The organism is Arthrobacter sp. BPSS-3, from assembly GCF_044628475.1.
Classification (GTDB): Bacteria; Actinomycetota; Actinomycetes; order Actinomycetales; family Micrococcaceae; genus Arthrobacter.
Genome location: NZ_JBIMMV010000009.1, coordinates 182,840 through 202,811, shown reverse-complemented (window position 1 = coordinate 202,811; position 19,972 = coordinate 182,840). Strand labels below are relative to the sequence as shown.

The following is a 19,972-nucleotide window of genomic DNA, read 5'->3' as shown; positions in this document are numbered from 1 at the left end:
GCTAGGAGTTCCTTACCGGGGTGCCGCTGTGGGGTGCGCCGCCGCCGGCCCGGCGGACGGACAGGAGCACGCCGTGCTCCGGGTTCAGGACCGGCATCGGCAGGCCCGATCCGGCCAGGAACCGGCCGGTGGCCTCCACGCCGCCGGCCAGCCAGCCCGGCGGTGCGGTCTGGAGGTAGGCGCCGCGGTCCGTCGCGGCGGGGTAGACCGCCTCGACCCGGTACCTGGTGTCCGGGTCCAGGCCCGGCAGGCAGACCCGGCCGGGAATTTCGGCGAACGAGGTGGCCACGGACACCAGGGCGAACAGGGCCTCCCCGCCGTCGTGCGCCACCACCCCGTGCAGCCGCAGCGCCGGGTCCGGTTCGTCCGCCCGGACCATCCGGCCGCTGTGCAGCAGCCCCCGGTACTCCTTGAACAGGGCGATCGCCCCGGCCAGTTCGTCCCGCTCAGCGGATTCGAGGTGCCGGATGTCCCATTCCAGGCCGAAGTGGCCGAACATGGCGGTGACCGCGCGGAAGGACAGGTCGTGGGTGCGGGCCGTGGTGTGGCTGCGAGTGGGGCCGATGTGGGAGCCCACCAGCTCGGGCGGGACCACCATCCCGGTCCAGCGCTGGATGGTCTGGCGCTCCAGGGCGTCGTTGCAGTCCGATCCCCAGACCCGGTCGGTGCGTTCCAGGATGCCCAGGTCCACGCGGGCGCCGCCGGAGGAGCAGCTTTCGATCTCGACGTCCGGGTGGGCCTCGCGCAGGGCGTCCAGCAGCCGGTAGACCGCGCGGGTCTGGGCGTGGACGGAGGGCCGGCCGTCGTGGCCCATCTCGGTCAGGTCCCGGTTCTGGTCCCACTTGAGGTAACTGATCCGGTTCCCGCTCAGCAGGGCGTCGAGCCGGTCGTAGATGTACTGCCAGGCCTCGGGGTTCACCAGGTCCAGGACCTGCTGGTGCCGCCAGCGCTCGGGCAGCCGGCCGGCCGAACCGGGCCCAGCGGCGGCACCAGCGGCGCCGCCGGTGGCGGGTCCGGCGATCCAGTCGGGGTGCGCGCGGGCCAGGTCAGAGTCCTCGTTGACCATTTCCGGTTCCACCCAGAGACCAAATTCCATGCCGTGGCCGGTGACGGCGTCGATCAGCGGGGTCAGCCCGTCCGGCCAGAGGTCCTCGTCCACGTACCAGTCGCCCAGGCCCGCGGTGTCGTTCCGGCGGCCGCGGAACCAGCCGTCGTCGAGGACGTAGCGTTCCACGCCGAGCGCGGCGGCGGTGGCGGCGAGGTCCAGCAGGGCCGGCAGGCGGTGGTCGAAGTAGACGGCCTCCCAGACGTTGAGCACCACGGGCCGGGGCTTGCCGGCGGTGGGGTGGTGCGGGCGGGCGCGGAACCAGGCGTAGAACGCGGCCGTGATGCCGTCCAGGCCGGCGTCGGAGTAGGCGGCGAACAGCCACGGGGTCTCGTAGCTTTCGCCGGGGGCGAGGGTGACCTCGGAGGATCCGAGGAGTTCGGAGGCGCCGATTACGGTGCGGCCGTCGCCGGTGGTGTCCACGAAGCTCTCGTGGTTGCCGCTCCAGCCCAGGTGCACGGCCCAGACCTGCCCGTGCCGGTAGCCGAAGCCGGGGGTGCCGGCGGCCAGGAGCAGCGAGGCGTCGTGGCCGGTGCGGCCGTGCCGGCCGGAGCGGACCCAGGTGCCCTGGTGCATTGGGAGCCGCTGCGGATGGGATTCCCGGCACCAGCGGCCGGTGAGGTCCAGGACCTCCGCGGCCGCGCGGCCCACGGGCAGCACCGCGGCAAGTTCCTCCACGGTGTAGGGGGAGCCGCCGTCGTTGACCAGGGTGTGGCGCAGCTGCAGCAGCCCGCCGTCGTTGAGCCGGAGTTCGGTGCGCACGGTGATTCCTGCGTCCGGGTCGGCCTGGGTGAGGACCGCGGAGGCGGCGTCGCCGGGGCCGGCGTCCACGGAGACCAGCCGCAGCCGGGGCGAGAACGCGGAGCCCCCGCGGTGGCCGCGCAGCCCGGGCCGGCCGCGCCAGCCGGAGGACGCCTGCGGGACCAGGCCCAGGGTCACCGGCACGTCCAGGGCCGAATGCGGCACCGGGTCCGTCAGCAGCGACAGGTCCGGCAGCTCCGGGCCGAGGTCCGCGCCGAAGTGCAGCAGGGCGGGCTCGCCGGTACGGAAGTCCAGCAGCAAGGCGGTGCCGGAGCGGCGCAGGTACAGCGGCGCGGGCGCCGCCGGAGTGGCCGGGGTCCGGCTCTCCGGGGCAAGGTTCAGGTCCGGGTTGTTCACTGCAGCTCCAGGCGTCGTCAGGTTCGGGGATTCAGAGGGAGGGTAGGGGGATTGGGGTGGGAGCGGCTCAGCCGGTGGCCGCGCCCGCGGTGTGCGTGGGGGCCAGCCGCAACCGGCCTACGCGCTCGCCGAGGATGCGCCGGGCCTCGATGCCCAGGAGGTCGTCGCTGATCAATTCGTCGGCGTCCTCGAGGGCGGCAATGGTGCTGATGCCAAGCGTGCCCCACTTGGTGTGGTCGGCCAGGACCACCACCCGCCGGGCCGCGGCCACGAAGGCCCGGTCCGTTTCGGCTTCCAGCACATTCGGCGTGGTGAACCCGGCATCCGGGTCCACCCCGTGGACGCCCAGGAAGAGCACGTCCAGGTGCAGCTGCCGGAGCGAGGAAGTGGCCAGCGGCCCCACCAGGGCGTCCGAGGGGGTGCGCTGGCCGCCGGTAAGGATCACCGTGGACGGGGAGGAACTCTGGTGGAACGTGTCCGCGATCCGCACCGAATTGGTCACCAGGGTGATCTGCGGCCCGGCCGTGAGCAGCTGCGCCAGCGCCCAGGTGGTGGTGCCGGCGCTGAGGCCCACCGCCATCCCCTCCCGGACCTGGGCCGCCGCCTCCTGGGCGATGGCCATCTTTTCGTCCTTGAGCTGGGTCATTTTCAGCTCGAAGCCCGGCTCGTGGGTGCTGGCCCCGCCGGGGAGCTTCGCGCCGCCGTGGATCTTCTCCACCGCGCCGGCCGCGTCGAGGGCCTCGATGTCCCGCCGCACCGTCATCAGCGAGACGCCCAGCATCTTGGCGAGGTCCGCGACGCGGACGATCCGCTCGCGCTGAACCTCGGCGAGGATGGCTGAGTGACGGGCTGCGGCGAGCATCGGGAGTCCTTCTATGCGTTGTCGGGTGAAGTGGCCGGCGGGTGCGGCTACTGCCGGGAGGTGGAACGGACGACGGCGACGCCCCCGGCCGGGAGCCCCAGGCCGCCGTCGAGCCCGGCGTCGGCCAGGACGTCGTAGCCTTCCAGCGGCAGGTGCACGTCCCGGTCAGAGTGGTTGATGCAGAACGTCCAGTGCGTGCCGTCCTTGGCCCGGCGGACCACCTCGACGTCGGCCGGGAGGTCCGGGACCAGGGGAGCGACGCCGGCGTCGGGACAGACGACGGCGAGCAGTTCCCGCAGCCCCTCGGGGGAGAGGGTGGTGGCGGCGTAGTAGGCCCGTCCCTTGCCGGCGACGTTGCGGGTCACCGCGGGGGATCCGGCCGCCGGGCCGTGGGCGACGGCGGAGAGTACGTCGGCGGTGGTGGCGTGGCCCAGTTCGTTCCAGTACGTGCCGGCGCCGAAGCGGCTGAGCGGGACGCTCTCGCCGGCGCGGAGCGGGAAGAACTCCTCCATCTGCACGCCGAGCAGTTCGCGGAACGCGCCGGGGTAGCCGCCAAGCCTGATGTGGTCATTTTCGTCCACGATACCGGAGAAGTAGGACACCACCAGGTGGCCGCCGGCGCGGACGAAGCCGTCCAGGTTGGCGGCGCCCTCGTCGGTGATCAGGTACTGCATCGGGGCGATGACCAGCCGGTAGCCGGAGAGGTCGTCGGTGCTGCGGGCGAAGTCGGTGGGGATCCCGGCCCGGTAGAAGGCGTCGTGCCAGCGGCGGGTCTCGGCGATGTTGGAGGCGTCCACGCTGGGGTGCGAGTCGAGTTCCGAGGCCCAGCGGGCGTCGGTGTCGTGCACGATCGCGACGTCCACCCGGCCGGAGGCTCCGGTGACGGTGGAGCCGGCGATCTCGGCCAGGCTGCGCAGGGCCTGGCCCAGCCGGACCACCTCGCGCCAGACCTTGGTCTCCGTCCCGGCGTGCGGCAGCAGGCCGGAGTGGAACTTTTCGGCCCCGGCGCGGGAGGCTCGCCACTGGAAGAACAGGGCGCCGTCGGAGCCGCGGGCCACGTGCTGCATCGAGTTGCGCAGCATTTCCCCGGGCGCCTTGGCGATGTTGCGCGGCTGCCAGTTGACCGCCGACGTCGAGTGTTCCATCAGCAGCCACGGCTTGCCCTGCGCCCAGCCGCGGGTGAGGTCCGCCGTCGCCGCGAGCTCCTGGTAGTTCCGCACGTCTTCGGCGATCAGGTAGTGGTCGTTGGAGACCACGTCCATCTGCTCGGACCAGCGCCAGTAGTCCACCGGCTGGTGCAGGCCCATGTTGAAGCCCATGAAGTTGGTGGTGACCGGGTGCTCCGAGTGGGAGCGGATGATCTCCGCCTCCGCCTTGTAGCACTCGAGCAGTTCGTCGGAGGAGTACCGGGCGAAGTCCAGCTGCTGGGTGGGGTTGACCCAGGTGCCGGAGGTGCGCGGCGGCAGGATCTCCTCCCAGTCGTAGTAGCGCTGGGACCAGAACGCGGTGCCCCAGGCGGCGTTGAGCCCGTCAAGGGTGCCGTAGCGGTTCTTCAGCCAGACCCGGAAGCCGGCGGCGGCGCCGTCGGAGTAGTCGGGCTGGTTGTGGCAGCCGTACTCGTTATGCACGTGCCACATGACGACGGCGGGGTGGTCCTTGTAGCGGGTGGCGATCTGCTCGGTCAGGGCAGCGGCGGCCCGGCGGTAGTCCGGGCTGGAGGCGGCGAACGCCTGCCGGGAACCGTAGCTGTGCCGCACGCCGTCGGCCGTGACGGGCAGGGACTCCGGGTATTTGTGGCTGAACCACGGCGGCGGGGAGGCAGTGGCGTTGGCCAGGTCCACCCGGATGCCGTTCTCGTGCAGCAGGTCCAGGACCCGGTCCAGCCAGCCGAACTCGTACTCGCCCTCGGAGGGCTCCAGCAGGGACCAGCTGAAGATGCCGACGCTGACCAGGTTCACGCCGGCCTCGCGCATCAGGGCGACGTCCTCGGCCCAGGTCTCCTCCGGCCACTGCTCCGGGTTGTAGTCGCCGCCGAAGGCCAGCTGCGGGGCGCCCTCGGAGCCGAGGCGGGCGGTGATGTAGTCCATCGAGGCCCTGGGGGGCTTGGTGCTGTTGTCCACAATTATCCTTTGCTGGAGCCGAGGGTCAGGCCGGCTACGAAGTGCCGCTGGAGCAGGAGGTAGATCACCAGGGCGGGGATGGCGGTGATCATGGCGCCGGCGGCGATGAGGTTGTAGTTGGAGAGGAACTGGCCCTGCAGGTTGTTCACGGCGGTGGTCAGGGGCAGCCGGTCACCGCTCTGCAGGAACAGCAGCGGCCAGAAGAAGTCGTTGTAGATGAAGATGACTTCCAGGGTGCCCATGGCGGCCAGGGCCGGCCGGCACAGCGGGAGGATGATTTCCCAGTACTGGCGCCAGATGCCGGCGCCGTCCACCAGGGCGGCCTCGGTCAATTCCGGGGACAGGGCCTTCATGTAGTTCGAGAGCACGAAGGTCACGAAGCCGATCTGGAAGGCGGTGTCCACGGCGATCACGCTGATGTAGGTGTTGAGCAGGCTGCCGGAGTCGCTGACGCTGTACGGCAGCGGGAGGAGCTTGAACATCTCGAACAGCGGGGCGGCGAGGACCTGCGGGGGGAGCAGGTTGCCGGCGGTGAACATGATCAGCAGGGTGACGTTGAACTTCCAGCTGACCCGGCTGACCGCGAACGCCATCATGGAGGCGAAGAAGAGCACCAGGATGACGGAGGGGATGGTGATCAGGGCCGAGTTCCAGGCGTACTGGGCGAAGCCGCCCTGGGTCCAGGCCTGGACGAAGTTGTCGAAGTTGAAGGATCCGCCGAAGCTGAAGTAGCCGTACTTGTCCGTGTCCGCCTTCGGCCGGAGTGCGGTGAAGACGGTCCAGGCCAGGGGGATCAGCCACATCACCGCGAGCACGCTCAGGAAGATGTGGAGGCCGAAGCGGGGCTTGTTGCGCTTGCCGGCGCTCTGGCTCCCGGCTCCGGCGGCGGCGCCGCGCCGTGACGGTGCCCGGCCCGCCGGGCGTGCGTCCGTAGGCTGTGCGATGCTCATGCCTCTTTGTCCTTTCCAAAGGCCCGGGACAGGTAGAACGTGATGGGTACCAGCGAGATGACCAGCAGGATGACGGCCAGGGCCGAGCCGACGCCGATCACCTGGCCCTCGCCGACGAGGTTCTGGATCACCAGGGCGCTGATCAGTTCCAGGCCGTTGGTACCGCGGTTGATGACGTAGACGATGTCGAAGGCGCGGAGGGATTCGATCACGGTGATGACGATGATGATGACGTTGACCGGACGCATCGCCGGGAAGATGACCCGGAAGAAGGTCTGCACGGCGTTGGCGCCGTCGATCTGGGCCGCCTCGCGGAGCGTGGGGTCCACACCCTTGAGGCCGGCCAAATAGAGGATCATGACGTAGCCGGCGTGGCGCCAGGTCGCGGCGATCAGCGCGGCCCAGATGTTCACGCCGGAGTCACCGAACCAGTCGACGGCCTGGGGCGTGCCGGCGGTGCCGAGCAGGAAGTTCAACAGACCGTTGTCCCGGTTGTAGAACAGCTGCCAGATGACGCCGATCAGGGCCAGGGAGAGCATCACCGGGGTGAAGAAGATGCTCTGGTAGATCCTGGTGCCGCGGATGTTCTGGTCCAGCAGGATGGCCAGCAGCAGGCCCAGCGGCGTCGCGATCACGGCAAGGAACACCAGCCACAGCACGTTGTGCTGCACGGCCGGCCAGAACGGCGGGTAGTTCTGGGCGATGAAGTCGTAGTTGCTGACGCCCGCCGGCTTGATGTCGTCCAGGCTCAGGCCGTTCCACCGGGTGAAGGACAGGGCCGCCGAAAGCAGCGTGGGGATCCAGACCAGAACCAGCTGGATCAGGGTGGGAAGTCCCACCATGAAGGCCAGGATCCACTTGTCGCGGCCGGAAAGGCGGCGGACCCGCCCCGCCCGGGCAGCGGCTGGACGCCGTGCCCCGGCGGGGCTCGTTTTGGATGGTGTACTCACAAGAACATTTCCTTAGTGCCGATGAAAGGGCCCTGGCAGCGCTACTGCGCGGCGTAGAGGGACTTGGCCTGGGCTTCCAGGTTCTTGACGTCCACGTTGCCGTCCTTAATGAAGGACTGCAGCGCGGGGATCATGACGTTGTTCGCCATGGCCGGGAGCGCGTCACGGTCGAAGAACTGGCTGATGCTCTTGGCGTTGGTGATCACGTCCGCCATCTTCTTGGTCAGCGGCGTGAACTTCGAGGTGTCCGAACCCTTGGCCGTGGCGATGTTGGAGCTGTCCACGGAGGCGTAGACGTCCTGGCCCTCGGGGGTGCCGAGGTAGGCGAGGAAGTCCTTGGCCGACTGGTTCTGGCCGCCCTTCTTGGAGAGCAGGAGGCCGTCGATGGGGGCTTCGACGGCGTCGCGGCCTTCCATCGCCAGTTCCGGGAAGGGGAAGAAGTCGATGTCCGCGGCCACGGTCTTGTCCGTGTACTGCTGGGTGAGGAATGAGCCGAGCAGGTACATGCCGGACTTCTTGTCGCCCAGGTTCTTGGCGGAGTCCTGCCAGGTCATGCCGAGGGCGTTCGGGTTCTGGAAGGGCAGCATGGCCTTCCAGGTGTCGAAGACGTCGCTGACCTTCTTCTGGTCCCAGGATTCCTTGTGCGCGGTCAGGTCCATGTGGAACTGGTAGCCGTTCAGGCGCATGTTCAGGTAGTCGAAGGTGCCCATGGCCGGCCAGCCGTCCTTGTCGGCGAATTCGATCGGGATGAGCCCGTCCGCCTGCATCTTCTTGCACAGGGCCAGGAGGGCGTCGTACGTGGTGGGGACCTCGTAGCCCTTCTCGGCCCAGAGGCTCTTCCGGTAGAAGAAGCCCCACGGGTAGTTGTAGTTCGGGACGAAGTACATCTTGCCGTCGGCGCCGGTGGAGGCCTTCTTCATGGCGTCCGAGTAGTTGCCGCCGATCTTCTCCCAGACGTCGTCGATCGGGGCGAGCAGGCCCTTGCCGGCGTAGTACTGCATGCGGTAGCCGGCGAACCAGGTGAAGGTGTCGTCCGGGCTGCCCTGCAGGTAGGTGTTGATCTTGTTCTGGAAGTCGTTGTGCGGAACCGTGTTGGTGGTGACGGCGATGCCGGACTTCTTGGTGAACGCGTCGGTGACGGCCTTGTACGCGGCCTTGGGCACCTCGTCGGACGAACCGGAACCGAAGGTGACCGTCTTGTTTCCGCTGGCGGCGGGTCCGCTGCCGCCGGTGCAGGCGCTGAGCAGGGGCGCCCCGGCGAAGGCGACGGCGCCGGCACCGAACGTCTTCAGCAGCGTCCGGCGGTCCCACCCGCCCCGGCTGGAGGCCCGGCGCAGAGCGTCTTCGTGCATGGTCATGATTTCTCCTTTGAAACAGTGCGGGTGGTGTGAAGCAGCTCACATGATTATTCATCATAATCGCACAATAAGGAACGTCAACAGGCAAAAAAGCACATTTTGTTACGCGCTGGGAACATGCTGAAGGTCCGCCCGGGGTAAGCACGGGACGGTGGAGGGTGCGCTACCGGGTTAGCGGCCGAGGTGCCGGACCGACGCGACGGCGCCGAGTTTGTCCGGATTGCGCACCAAATACAGCCCGGTGACGTGCCCGCCGTTGGCCTCGATCACGACGGCGAGGTCCGCGCGGCCGCCGCTGGAGATGACGATCGCGGGCATCGCGTTCAGGAGTGCGGGCTCCACCCGCATGTCCGGGAGCGGCTTGCCTGCGAGGCCGAGCAGGAAGCGGGCAATGTTTTCCGCGCCCACCACCGGGCGGCGGGCGGCCGAGACCTTGCCCCCGCCGTCGGAGAGCAGGACGGCGCCGGGGGCCAGGACGTCCATGAGGGCCTGCACGTCGCCGCCCATCGCGGCGGCGATGAAGCGGTCCGTGACGTCCTTCCGGTCCCGGGCATCGACGTCGTAGCGCGGGGTGCGCCGGGCCACGTGTTCCTTGGCGCGGTGGACCAATTGGCGGACCGCGGCCGGCGTCTTGCCCGTCGCCCCGGCGATCTCCTCGTAAGGAAAGTCGAAGATCTCCCGGAGGATGAAGGCGGCCCGCTGGTCCGGGGAGAGGCTTTCAAGCACCACGAGCATGGCGAAGGAGAGCGAGTCGGCGAGGACGGCGTCGTCCGCGACATCCGGGAGGGTGGCCACCGGCTCCGGCAGCCAGGGGCCGACGTAGTCCTCGCGCCGCCGCCGCGCGCTCCGCAGGGCGTTCAGCGCCTGGCGGGTGACGATGGTGGCCAGGTACGCCCGGGGGTTGTCGATGCCGTCCGGATCCACGGCGGACCACTTCAGGTAGCTCTCCTGGAGTACGTCCTCGGCGTCCGCGGCCGTACCGGTGATCTCGTAGGCGATGGTGAACAGCAGCGGGCGGTGTTCGGCGAAGGTCCGGTGGCTGTCCATGGCGTTACCGCACCCCGGCGGTGTGTTCGGGCAGCGCCGCCTTCGGCCCGCGGGGCCAGCTGAAGGAGCCGGGCCGGCGGGACTCGGCCCGGAGCCAGGACACCGTCATCCGGCACACCTGTTCCTTGGCCAGCGCGGCCAGCGGGCCGCGGAGCACCGGACCGCGGGGGTGGTCCCCGGCGGTGACGGGCTGGATGAGGCCGGCGCCGCGGCCCAGGCTGATGCAGCGGAGCAGGTAGCCGGCGGACGCCGGGGAGGGCCCGCCGCCGTCGAGGTGGGCGGCGATGCCGTCGGCGGCCTGGGCGCCCAGCGGCAGCGCCGACGCGCAGCTCATCCGTAGGTGCAGGCCCTCCGGACCGGCGACCTTGGCGGCGTCGCCGGCGCCGAAGATGCCCGGGTGGTCCGGGCAGGCGAGGGAGGAATCAACCAGGAGCCGGCCGTGCGGGTCGGTGGGCAGGCCGCTGTCCCTCGCCAGGGGCGGCACCGCGAAGCCGGCCGCCCGGACGGTGCAGTCCGAGGGCAGGACCGCGCCGGCGGAGGTGGTGAGGGTGGACTCGTCGCAGGACCGCACGTCGGTATTCTCCACCACCTCGACGTCGAGCCGGGCCAGCCGGGCCCGGACCGCACGCGCGCCGGTGGGCGTCAGGTCCCCGCCCACCACCCCGCGGGTCATCAGGCGCAGGCGCAGGTGCCGGTGGCTTTCGGCGATTTCGGTCACCAGCTCGAGCCCGGTCAGCCCGGCACCCACCACGCTGACGGTGCTGCCGGGGGCCAGACTGCGCAGCCGGGACCGGAGCCGGGCGGCCGAAGGGGCGTCCTGGACACCGAAGCCGCAGCCGGCGTCGTCCCCGGTGCCGGGTGTGGCCGGGGCGTGGCCGCTGCCGACGGCGTACAGCAGCGCGTCGTAGGCCAGGGGAGCCGGGCTGCCGGCGAGGTGTACCAGCCGCCGGGCCGGGTCGATCCGCACCACACTGTCGACTGTCAGTTCGACCGCCGGGTTCAGGAGGGACCCGAGCGGAACGGCGGCCGAGGCCCTGGCCCCGGCGGCCACTTGGTGGAGCCGGATCCGCTCGATGAAGTCCGCCGCAGGGTTGACCACGGTGACCCGGACCGCCGGGGAGCGGCCGGCGAGCCGGTTGGCGGCCATGACGCCGGCGTAGCCGGCCCCGAGGATGAGAACGCGCTGTGCTGCCATGTCTAACTCCTGTCCGAAGAACCGTTGTTACACACCAGACACCGCCGGCGCCCCGGGTGTGACAGCCGGGCGGTTATTCGCAGGCGATGCCGTCGCCGTCGCGGTCCAGCTTGCTGCTGTACCCCGGCTGGCCGCGGCGGAGGGGAGCGGCGCCGGCGGCCCGCACGGCCGCGCAGTTGGCGTAGTATGCGGCGGCGGGGGCCGCGGGGACGGCGGCGGCGGGGGCCGGTGCGGCGGCGGGCGCCTGCGCGGGAGCTGCCTGCACCGGAGCCGGCTGTGCCGGGGCGGGCTGCGCCGGGGCTGCCTGGGCGGGCGGTGCCGCGGCGGCGGCGGGCGCCTGTTCGTTCGTCGGGGCCAGGGCGCCGGGGCAGTCGCCCAGCACCCGGGCCATGGCGTCGTGCTCGGCCTGGGTGACCCAGAGCGAGTAGGTGGCTTTGACCGAGATCTGACGGGCCACGTACTCGCAGCGGTAGGCCTTGTTCGGCGGCAGCCAGGTGGCGGCGTCGCCGTCGCTCTTCTTCGTGTTGGTGGGGCCGTCGATGGCGAGGAGGTTCAGCGGGTCATTCGCGAGGGCGAGGCGCTGGGCGGGGCTGAGCTGCTGGGCGCCCTTCTGCCAGGCGTCGCTGAGCGCCACGACGTGGTCGATCTGCACCGCCGAGCTGGTGCTGCTGCCGCGCACGAAGGCGATGGCCGCCGCGGTATAGGGGTCGTTCAGGGTGCCGGAGAGGACCACACAGTCGTGGGTGCCCGGCTTGAGGGCGGTTCCGGTCAGGTCCCGGCGGAGGATGTCGTTGCGGGTGTCGCAGCCGTTGCGGTCGACGTCGGCCCAGGCCTGGCCGAACTGGTCGCGGGAGTACCCGGTCTTGGGTGCGCGGCCCTTGACGGGCAGGGTGGCGAGGACGTCCAGGGCCTTGCTGGCGAAGGCGGGCTGTCCGTGCGGTGCCGTGGCCCCTGAGGCGCCGACCGCCGGGACGGTGTCCGGGTCCAGTGGGTTTTCCGGGTCCGCCGACGGCGACGGCGTGGCGGTCGGGGAGGGGGCAGCCCTGGTGGCGGCTGTCGTGTGGACCGCTGCCGGGACGGCGTCGGCGGCCGCCGGGGCGGGCCCGCCGCACGCGGTGGTGGAGACCAGCACCAGGCCCGCGACACCGCAGGCGATCCAGTCGATGACGCCGCGGCGTCCCTTGGCTGCGGCGCGTGCGCCGTCGTCGTTCCTGCCCATGATCCTGCTTCCCCCGGTGTGCTGCCTGATGCGTGGCCGCGAAAGGCCGTCACCAGCCTAGTGGCGGCGGGTCGGGCGTCCGGGGTGCCACGCCGCTCAGGCCAGCAGCAGGGCCACCCCGATCATGGCGGGGACGGCCACCACCGTGGTGATCAGCACGGTGTCCTTGGCCACGGTGAGGCCGGTCCGGTAGCGGGTGGCGACGACGAAGACGTTCTGGGCGGTGGGCAGCGCGGAGGTGACGACGACGGCGAACAGTGCCTGGCCGTCCAGCCCGAGGGCGAAGCGGGCGAAGAGGAACGCCAGCGCCGGGTGCACAACGAGCTTGAAACAGCTGGCCAGCACCGTGTCCACGCGGCGGCCCGCGGCGGCGTGCAGGGGCCGCGAGCCGTTCAGGCTCATGCCGAAGGCCAGCAGCATGGCGGGGATCGCGGCGCCGCCAATCAGATGGATGGGCTGCAGCACCAGCTCCGGGATCTGCACGCCGGTACCCGCCACCACCAACCCGAGCGCGGACCCGACAATCATCGGGTTGCGCAGGATCATCAGCAGAAAGCTCAGCGGCGTGGTCCGGTGGCCGCTGGTGGTGGCATCCAGCAGGATCAGGAACAGCGGCGTGAAGAACGCGAGCTGGAAGATCAGCAGCGGGGCGACGTACCCGGCGTTGCCGAGGACGAAGACGGCGATGGGGATGCCGAGGTTGGCCGAGTTGGCCAGGGAAGCGCTCATCGAGGAGACCAGGGCCTCCGGCAGCGGCCGCTTGAGCACAAAGCGGACCAGCGCGAAATAGAGTGCCGCGGTGGCGACGGCCCCGACGGCGGTGACCAGCAGCGGGGCGGCGAAGACCTCGTTGAGCCTGGCTTTGCTGAGGGTCTCGAACAGCAGGGCGGGGCTGGCGACGAAGAACGTCAGGGCGCTCAGGACCGAGCGGGCGTTCTCGCCGAGGATGCCGCGGCGGCCGACAACCATGCCGACCAGGATGATCGACCAGACGACGAAGAAGCCGGCCAGGACGCCTAGCATCCGGCCGGTTCCGGGGTCAGGAGGCGGGGCGGTTTCAGCTCAGGGCGGCGTTGTTCAGCGCATGCGGCGGCCGGAGCATCCCGGCGGTGTGGCCTTCTGCGGGGTCGTTGCCGATCTGCACCACACGGTTGTCCCGGTCCACGTGGACCACGGTGGGCGTGAAGGCCTTGGCCTCCTCGGTGGTCATCTGGGCGTAGGTGATGAGGATGACGATGTCGTTCTCGTGCATCAGGTGCGCGGCGGCCCCGTTGATGCCGATGACGCCCGAACCGCGCTCGCCGGCGATGGTGTAGGTCTCCAGCCGCGCGCCGTTGGTGACGTCGACGATGGACACCAGCTCGCCCGGGAGGATGTCCGCCGCTTCCAGCAGGTCCAGGTCCACGGTGACCGAGCCGACGTAGTGAAGGTCCGCGTGGGTGACCGTGGCGCGGTGGATTTTGGACTTGAACATTGTGCGATTCATAACAGCTTCAGTCTAGCGCCGGGGCGCTTGACCCGCTGTGAGCCAGGGAACACCCCCGCGGCCGCCCGGTTCGTATCCGCCGCCGTTCACTCCGCCGGTGAGATCGAGGCCGCCGTCTGCGCCAGCACCTCGCGGGCGGCCAGGATCGCCGGCCGCTTCGCGCTGGAGCGCCGGACCGAGGTGAAGACCGTCCGGTAGGGCCGGCCCGGCAGTTCGATCAGCCGGGCCGTGGTGCCCCGCCCGGTCCAGACCAGGTCCGGCATCAGTGCCACCGCGTTGCCCGACTCGATCAGCCGGATCTGTGCCTGCAGGTCCGCGGTCTCGAAGCGGACGTCGGGTTCGAAGCCGGCGCTGCGGCAGGCCTGCTCCGCCCAGTGCCGGGACGCAGCGCCGCGCGGCTCCATCACCCACGGCATGCCGGCGGTGTCCGCGAGCGAGGCCGCCGTGGGCCGCCCGGGAGCGGCCGGCGGAACGGCCAGCCGGATGGCGTCCCGGGTCAGGCTGACCCGGTCCAGTTCGGCGTAGTGGGGCGCGGCGTGGCCGGGGTACTGCTCGGCAATGACCAGGTCGAAGTCCCGCGCCCAGGTCTCGTGCAGCGCCGTCTCCGGTTCTCGCTGGGTCATCTCGATCCGGACCTCGGGATAGCTCTCGGTCATCCGGGTCAGGGCGTCCGGCATCAGCGCCAGGGCGGCGGACTGGAAAACGGCGATCCGCACGGTGCCGGTCACGGTGGTCAGCGAGGCGGCAAGGTCCGCCTCGGCCTGTTCCAGCGTCTCCAGCAGCTGGGCCGTGTGGGCCACGAGGACCTCCGCCTGCGGCGTCAGCTGGACCCGGCGGCCGGTTTTGCGGAGCAGTTCGACGCCGGCTTCCTTCTCCAGCTGGGCCAGTTGCTGGGAGACCGACGACGGGCTGTACTGCAGCGCTTCGGCCACCTCGGCCAGGGTGCCGCGGATCTGGAGTTCGCGCAGCAGCCGCAGCCGCCGGACATCGAGCATGACAATTCCTTGTGAATTCTAATGTTTATCGGTTAGGAGAAGTCACTTTATCTAATGGGATCCGGCTTGCATACTGGGTCAATCATGTGACCCCCACCACGGACGCCCGCCGCCGGCGGGGCGGGGTCCACCCGACGCAGGAGACCGGAATGAGCACCAGCGACCTGACCAGATCGATCATGCGGCGCAAGCCGATCGACGACATCGAGGAAGAAAGCAAGCACAGCGGCCTGTTCAAGAGCCTGGGCCTCTGGCAACTGACAGCCATCGGCGTCGGCGGCATCATCGGCGTCGGCATCTTCTCCTTGGCCGGCCTCGTGGCGCACGGCAGCGAGAGCGAGCCCGGGGTGGGGCCGGCGGTGCTGTTCTCCTTCCTGATCGCGGGCCTTGCCTCGGCGGCGGCGGCCCTGTCCTACGCCGAATTCGCCGGGATGATCCCGCGCGCGGGCTCCGCCTACACCTACGGCTACGTGGCGCTCGGCGAGGTGATCGGCTGGTTCATCGGCTGGGACCTGCTGCTGGAATACATCGCGATCGTGGCCGTGGTGGCGATCGGCATCTCCGGCTACTTCGACGCCTTCCTCTCCGGCATAGGGATCCACATGCCGGTCTGGATGACCTCCACCGTGGACGAGGGCAAGGGCGGCGTGGTGAACATTCCCGCCATCCTGGTCTGCCTGCTGGTGACCTGGATCCTGTCCCGGGGCACCCGGGCCTTTGGACGCTTCGAGCTGATCGCCGTCGCCATCAAGGTGGTCCTGATCCTGTTCATCATCGGACTGGGCATCTTCTACATCAACACCAATAACTACAACCCGTTCATGCCCAGCGGCTTCGGCCCCGTGCTGGCCGGGTCTGCGACCGTGTTCTTCGCGGTGTTCGGCTACGACGCAATGAGTACCGCGGCTGAGGAAGCCACAGACGGCAAGAAGCACATGCCCAAGGCGATCGTGCTGTCCCTGATCATCGCCATGCTGCTCTACGTCGCCGCCACCCTGGTCCTGACTGGCATGCAGAACTACAAGGACATCGATCCGAAGGCCGGCTTCGCCTCCGCCTTCAACGGCGTGGGCCTGCCGGTGATCGCCACCATCATCTCCGTCTTCGCCGTGCTCTCGATCCTGACCGTGATGCTCACGTTCCTCCTCGGCGTCACCCGCGTGTGGTTCTCCATGAGCCGCGACGGCCTGCTCCCGGGCTGGTTCGCCAAGACGGACCGGCACGGCACCCCGCAGCGGGTCACCTGGATCGCCGGCGTCGCCTCCGCCCTGCTGGCCGGGGTGTTCCCGATCAAGGCCGTGGCGGACCTGACCAACATCGGCATCCTGGCCGCATTCGTCGTCGTCTGCCTCTCGGTGATCATCTTCCGCTACAAGCGTCCGGACGCCCCGCGCACCTTCCGCCTACCGTTCATGCCCGTGGTGCCGCTGTTCGGCATGCTGGCCTCGGCCTTCCTGATGGCCCAGCTGCACTGGGAGACCTGGCTGCGCTTCGGCGTCTGGCTGGTGGTGGGTCTGGGCATCTACTTCGGCTACGGCCGGAAGCACTCGCTGATGAACCCGGCGAGCCCGCGGCACCAGGAGGCGGTGGAACAGCACCGGCACGTCGGCTGACCCGCGGCGCCTTCACCTCGCCGCCACACCCGACGCTCCCCCAGATCCGGCGCGCTTCCGGCAAACCCTCCCGCAGTTTCGGCGCGTTGCTGGCGGACGCTTCCTCAGTTCTGGCGAACCCTCCCGCAGTTTCTGCGGGAGGGTTTCGTCGTTTTTTGCAGGACGTGAGGGAGCGACGGAATGGGGAGGGCAGGAGGTGAGGGAAGGTCTTAGGAAGGTGCGGTTTTTCTAACCAGTAATGCTCAGAAAACGTCGCTTTATCTTACGTGATACGAATCGCATACTGATGGGAAGAAACGTCCACATCTTGAGAAAGCCCGAGTGCCACCATGACCAACACCTCTACGGAAACCGGCGCCGCCACCGCCGCCTCGGCCACGACCGTCGCCGAGGCGGCGGCCCTGGCCGATGACTGCATCGCGCTGGTGCGCCGCTGGCTCACCGCCGCCTCCGAGGTTCCCGTCGACGCATCCGCCCAGCAGCTCGCCGGCGTGCTGAAGGACCCGAACGGCCTCGGCTTCACGGTCGGGTTCGTCGACGGCGTCGTCCGCCCCGAGGACCTCCACGTCGCCGCCCGCAACCTCGCCGCCCTGGCCCCCAAGGTCCCCGCCTTCCTGCCCTGGTACATGCGCGCCGCCGTCCGCCTCGGCGGCACCATGGCGCCGGCCCTGCCGCAGGTGGTCATCCCGGTGGCCCGCCGCGTGCTCCGCGAGATGGTCGGCCACCTGATCGTGGACGCCACCGACGCCAAGCTGGGCCCGGCCATCGCCAAGATCCGCAAGGACGGCATCAAGCTCAACGTCAACCTCCTCGGCGAGGCCGTGCTCGGCGAGCACGAGGCCTCCCGCCGGCTCAAGGGCACTCACGCGCTGCTGGCCCGCCCCGACGTCGACTACGTCTCGATCAAGGTCTCCTCCACGGTCGCCCCGCACTCCGCCTGGGCCTTCGACGAGGCCGTCGAGCACGTCGTCGAGAAGCTCACCCCGCTCTTCGCCCGCGCCGCGTCCTTCGCGGCCAACGGCGGCAAGGCCAAGTTCATCAACCTGGACATGGAGGAGTACAAGGACCTGGACATGACCATCGCGGTCTTCACCCGGATCCTGGACAAGCCCGAGTTCAAGAACCTCGAAGCCGGCATCGTGCTCCAGGCCTACCTGCCGGATGCCCTCTCGGCCATGATCCGCCTGCAGGACTGGGCCGCCGCGCGCCGCGCCACCGGCGGCGCCCCGATCAAGGTCCGCGTGGTCAAGGGCGCCAACCTGCCGATGGAACAGGTCGAGGCCTCCCTGCACGACTGGCCGCTGGCCACCTGGAACACCAAGCAGGACTCGGACACCAACTACAAGCGCGTCATCAACTACTCACTGCACCCCGACCGGATCCGCAACGTTCGGATCGGCGTCGCCGGGCACAACCTCTTCGACATCGCCTTCGCCTGGCTGCTGGCCAAGAAGCGCGGCCTCGCGGACGCCGGGCACCAGGGCATCGAATTCGAGATGCTGCTCGGCATGGCGCAGGGCCAGGCCGAGGCCGTCAAGCAGGACGTCGGTTCGCTCCTGCTCTACACCCCGGTGGTCCACCCCGCCGAGTTCGACGTCGCGATCGCCTACCTGATCCGCCGGCTCGAGGAGGGCGCCAGCCAGGACAACTTCATGTCCGCCGTGTTCGAACTCTCCGAGAACGAGCAGCTCTTCGAACGGGAGAAACAGCGCTTCCTGGCCTCCCTGGCCGCGCTCGACGAGGAGGTCCCGGCCCCGAACCGCCGCCAGAACCGCGCCCTGCCGGCCGAACCGATGCCGCGCGAGGGCTTCCGGAACACCCCCGACACCGACCCGTCGCTGCCGGCCAACCGTGACTGGGGCCGCGCCATCCTGGACCGCGTGCCGGGCTCCACCTTGGGCAACGCCGCCGTCGAGACCGCCACCATCACCGACGAGGTCACTCTCAACGCCGTCGTCGACACCGCGGTCGAGAAGGGCAGGGCCTGGGGCACCCTCTCCGGTGCCGAGCGGGCCGAGATCCTGCACCGCGCCGGCGACGCACTGGAAGCCCGCCGGGCCGAACTGCTCGAGGTCATGGCCAGCGAGACCGGCAAGACCATCGACCAGGGCGACCCCGAGGTCAGCGAGGCCGTCGACTTCGCCCACTACTACGCCGAATCGGCGCGGAAGCTCGACGACGTCGACGGCGCCACGTTCGTCCCCGCGAAGCTCACCGTCGTGACGCCGCCGTGGAACTTCCCGGTCGCGATCCCCGCCGGCTCCACGCTCGCCGCCCTCGCCGCCGGCTCCGCCGTCGTCATCAAGCCCGCCAAGCAGGCCGCCCGCAGCGGCGCCGTCATGGTCGAGGCGCTCTGGGAGGCCGGCGTCCCCCGCGACGTGCTGACCATGGTGCAGCTGGGCGAACGGGAGCTCGGAACGCAGCTGATCTCCCACCCGGCCGTCGACCGCGTCATCCTTACCGGCGGCTACGAGACGGCCGAACTGTTCCGCTCGTTCCGCAAGGACTTGCCGTTGCTGGCCGAAACCAGCGGCAAGAACGCCATCATCGTCACCCCCAGCGCCGACCTGGATTTGGCCGCCAAGGACGTGGCCTACTCCGCGTTCGGCCACGCCGGCCAAAAGTGTTCGGCCGCGTCGCTGGTTATCCGGGTGGGCTCCGTCGCGACTTCCAAGCGCTTCCACAACCAGCTGATCGACGCCGTCACCTCCCTCAAGGTCGGCTACCCGGAGGACCCCGCCAGCCAGATGGGCCCGATCATCGAACCCGCCGGCGGCAAGCTCCTGAACGCCCTGACCACGCTCGGCGAGGGTGAGACCTGGGCCGTGGAACCGCGGCAGCTCGACGACTCCGGGAAGCTCTGGAGCCCCGGCGTCCGCTCCGGCGTGCGGCGCGGTTCCTACTTCCACCTCACCGAGTTCTTCGGGCCGGTACTGGGCGTGATGACCGCCGCCACCCTGGAGGAGGCCATCGCCATCCAAAACCAGATCGAGTACGGCCTGACCGCCGGGCTGCACTCGCTGAACTCGGATGAACTGGCCCTCTGGCTGGACACCATCGAGGCGGGAAACCTCTACGTCAACCGCGGCATTACCGGCGCGATCGTGCAGCGCCAGCCCTTCGGCGGCTGGAAGAAGTCGGCCGTTGGCGCCGGGACCAAGGCTGGCGGCCCCAACTACCTCGCCGGGCTGGGCGACTGGGCCAGTACGGAAGCCACCGCGGCCCCGGGCCCGCTGAGCCCCGAGGTGGCGCGGATCGAGGACGCCGCCAAGGGCTTCCTGGCCGCCGCCGACGTCGCCCCGTTGCAGCGTTCCCTCGCCTCCGACGCGCAGGCCTGGTTCGACGAGTTCGGCACCGCCAAGGACGTCTCCGGGCTAAGCGCGGAGCGCAACGTCTTCCGCTACCGGCCGCTGCCGGTCCTGGTCCGGCTCTCCGCGGGCAGCCCGCTCGCCGAGCTGGTCCGCGTGCTGGCCGCCGGCGTCCGCGCCGGGTCCACCCTTACGGTTTCCAGCGCCGCGGCGCTGCCCGCCCAGCTGCAGGCCGTGCTCGCCGGGCTGGGAATCTCGGCGACGGTGGAGGACGACGCCGCGTGGCTGGCCTCGGCGGGGCGCCTTGCCGCCGCGCCGAAGCTCGCCGTGCCGCGGATCCGCCTGATCGGCGGCGACCCCGTCGCCCTCGCCGAGGCCACCGGCGGACGTCCGGACCTGGCCGTCTACACCCACCCCGTGACCGAGGCCGGCCGCGTTGAACTGCTGCCGTTCCTGCACGAGCAGGCGGTCAGCATCACCGCGCACCGCTTCGGCACCGCAAACCACCTCTCCGACGGGCTGATCTAGGACGATCCGGAGCGCAACACAGGGGCGGGGGGGGGGGGGGGGGGGGGGGGGGGGGGGGGGGGGGGGGGGGGGGGGGGG

Annotated in this window: 14 protein-coding genes; 2 read left to right on the top strand and 12 right to left on the bottom strand. The window is 70.1% G+C overall.

Going from position 1 to position 19,972, the window contains the following annotated elements:
* Position 1: 1 nt before the first annotated feature.
* The 12 genes from ACFVY3_RS14885 to ACFVY3_RS14830 all read right to left on the bottom strand — a co-directional run bounded on the left by ACFVY3_RS14885 (position 2) and on the right by ACFVY3_RS14830 (position 14,445).
* The gene (locus ACFVY3_RS14885; protein WP_400160310.1) at positions 2 to 2,248 is read right to left on the bottom strand and encodes an alpha-galactosidase; all 2,247 of its coding nucleotides are present in this window, start codon (positions 2,246 to 2,248) and stop codon (positions 2 to 4) included.
* 82 nt (positions 2,249 to 2,330) lie between these two features.
* Positions 2,331 to 3,125 (bottom strand): DeoR/GlpR family DNA-binding transcription regulator, encoded by a 795-nt coding sequence (locus ACFVY3_RS14880; RefSeq protein ID WP_290256447.1) that lies wholly within the window; start codon positions 3,123 to 3,125, stop codon positions 2,331 to 2,333.
* Positions 3,126 to 3,172: 47 nt separating this feature from the next.
* Positions 3,173 to 5,245 (bottom strand): beta-galactosidase, encoded by a 2,073-nt coding sequence (locus tag ACFVY3_RS14875; RefSeq protein WP_400160295.1) that lies wholly within the window; start codon positions 5,243 to 5,245, stop codon positions 3,173 to 3,175.
* Between the two features lie 2 nt (positions 5,246 to 5,247).
* Positions 5,248 to 6,195 carry a carbohydrate ABC transporter permease gene (locus ACFVY3_RS14870; RefSeq protein ID WP_290256445.1) on the bottom strand — a complete coding sequence of 316 codons (948 nt, stop codon included), beginning with the start codon at positions 6,193 to 6,195 and terminating at the stop codon, positions 5,248 to 5,250.
* Entirely contained in the window at positions 6,192 to 7,145 is a 954-nt protein-coding gene (locus tag ACFVY3_RS14865) for a carbohydrate ABC transporter permease (protein ID WP_290256444.1), read from the bottom strand. The genes ACFVY3_RS14870 and ACFVY3_RS14865 overlap by 4 nt, the downstream gene beginning before the upstream one ends.
* A 41-nt stretch (positions 7,146 to 7,186) precedes the next feature.
* Entirely contained in the window at positions 7,187 to 8,503 is a 1,317-nt protein-coding gene (locus ACFVY3_RS14860) for an ABC transporter substrate-binding protein (RefSeq protein WP_400160294.1), read from the bottom strand.
* Positions 8,504 to 8,674: 171 nt separating this feature from the next.
* Positions 8,675 to 9,550 carry an RNA polymerase sigma-70 factor gene (locus tag ACFVY3_RS14855; protein ID WP_400160293.1) on the bottom strand — a complete coding sequence of 292 codons (876 nt, stop codon included), beginning with the start codon at positions 9,548 to 9,550 and terminating at the stop codon, positions 8,675 to 8,677.
* Between the two features lie 4 nt (positions 9,551 to 9,554).
* The gene (locus ACFVY3_RS14850) at positions 9,555 to 10,745 is read right to left on the bottom strand and encodes an NAD(P)/FAD-dependent oxidoreductase (RefSeq protein WP_400160292.1); all 1,191 of its coding nucleotides are present in this window, start codon (positions 10,743 to 10,745) and stop codon (positions 9,555 to 9,557) included.
* A 73-nt stretch (positions 10,746 to 10,818) separates the two neighbouring features.
* Entirely contained in the window at positions 10,819 to 11,964 is a 1,146-nt protein-coding gene (locus ACFVY3_RS14845) for a DUF1524 domain-containing protein (protein WP_400160291.1), read from the bottom strand.
* A 96-nt stretch (positions 11,965 to 12,060) separates the two neighbouring features.
* Positions 12,061 to 12,987 carry an AEC family transporter gene (locus ACFVY3_RS14840; protein ID WP_364134562.1) on the bottom strand — a complete coding sequence of 309 codons (927 nt, stop codon included), beginning with the start codon at positions 12,985 to 12,987 and terminating at the stop codon, positions 12,061 to 12,063.
* 34 nt (positions 12,988 to 13,021) lie between these two features.
* The gene (gene panD, locus ACFVY3_RS14835; protein WP_290256438.1) at positions 13,022 to 13,450 is read right to left on the bottom strand and encodes an aspartate 1-decarboxylase; all 429 of its coding nucleotides are present in this window, start codon (positions 13,448 to 13,450) and stop codon (positions 13,022 to 13,024) included.
* A gap of 86 nt (positions 13,451 to 13,536) precedes the next feature.
* On the bottom strand, positions 13,537 to 14,445 hold the full coding sequence (locus ACFVY3_RS14830) for a LysR family transcriptional regulator (protein WP_290256437.1): 909 nt from the start codon (positions 14,443 to 14,445) through the stop codon (positions 13,537 to 13,539).
* 149 nt (positions 14,446 to 14,594) lie between these two features.
* On the opposite strand from ACFVY3_RS14830, the gene ACFVY3_RS14825 reads away from it, so the two are divergent.
* Positions 14,595 to 16,058, top strand: coding sequence for an amino acid permease (locus ACFVY3_RS14825; protein WP_400160290.1), 1,464 nt, complete (start codon positions 14,595 to 14,597; stop codon positions 16,056 to 16,058).
* A gap of 329 nt (positions 16,059 to 16,387) precedes the next feature.
* Positions 16,388 to 19,894, top strand: coding sequence for a bifunctional proline dehydrogenase/L-glutamate gamma-semialdehyde dehydrogenase (locus tag ACFVY3_RS14820; RefSeq protein WP_400160289.1), 3,507 nt, complete (start codon positions 16,388 to 16,390; stop codon positions 19,892 to 19,894).
* The last annotated feature ends 78 nt before the right edge of the window (positions 19,895 to 19,972 follow it).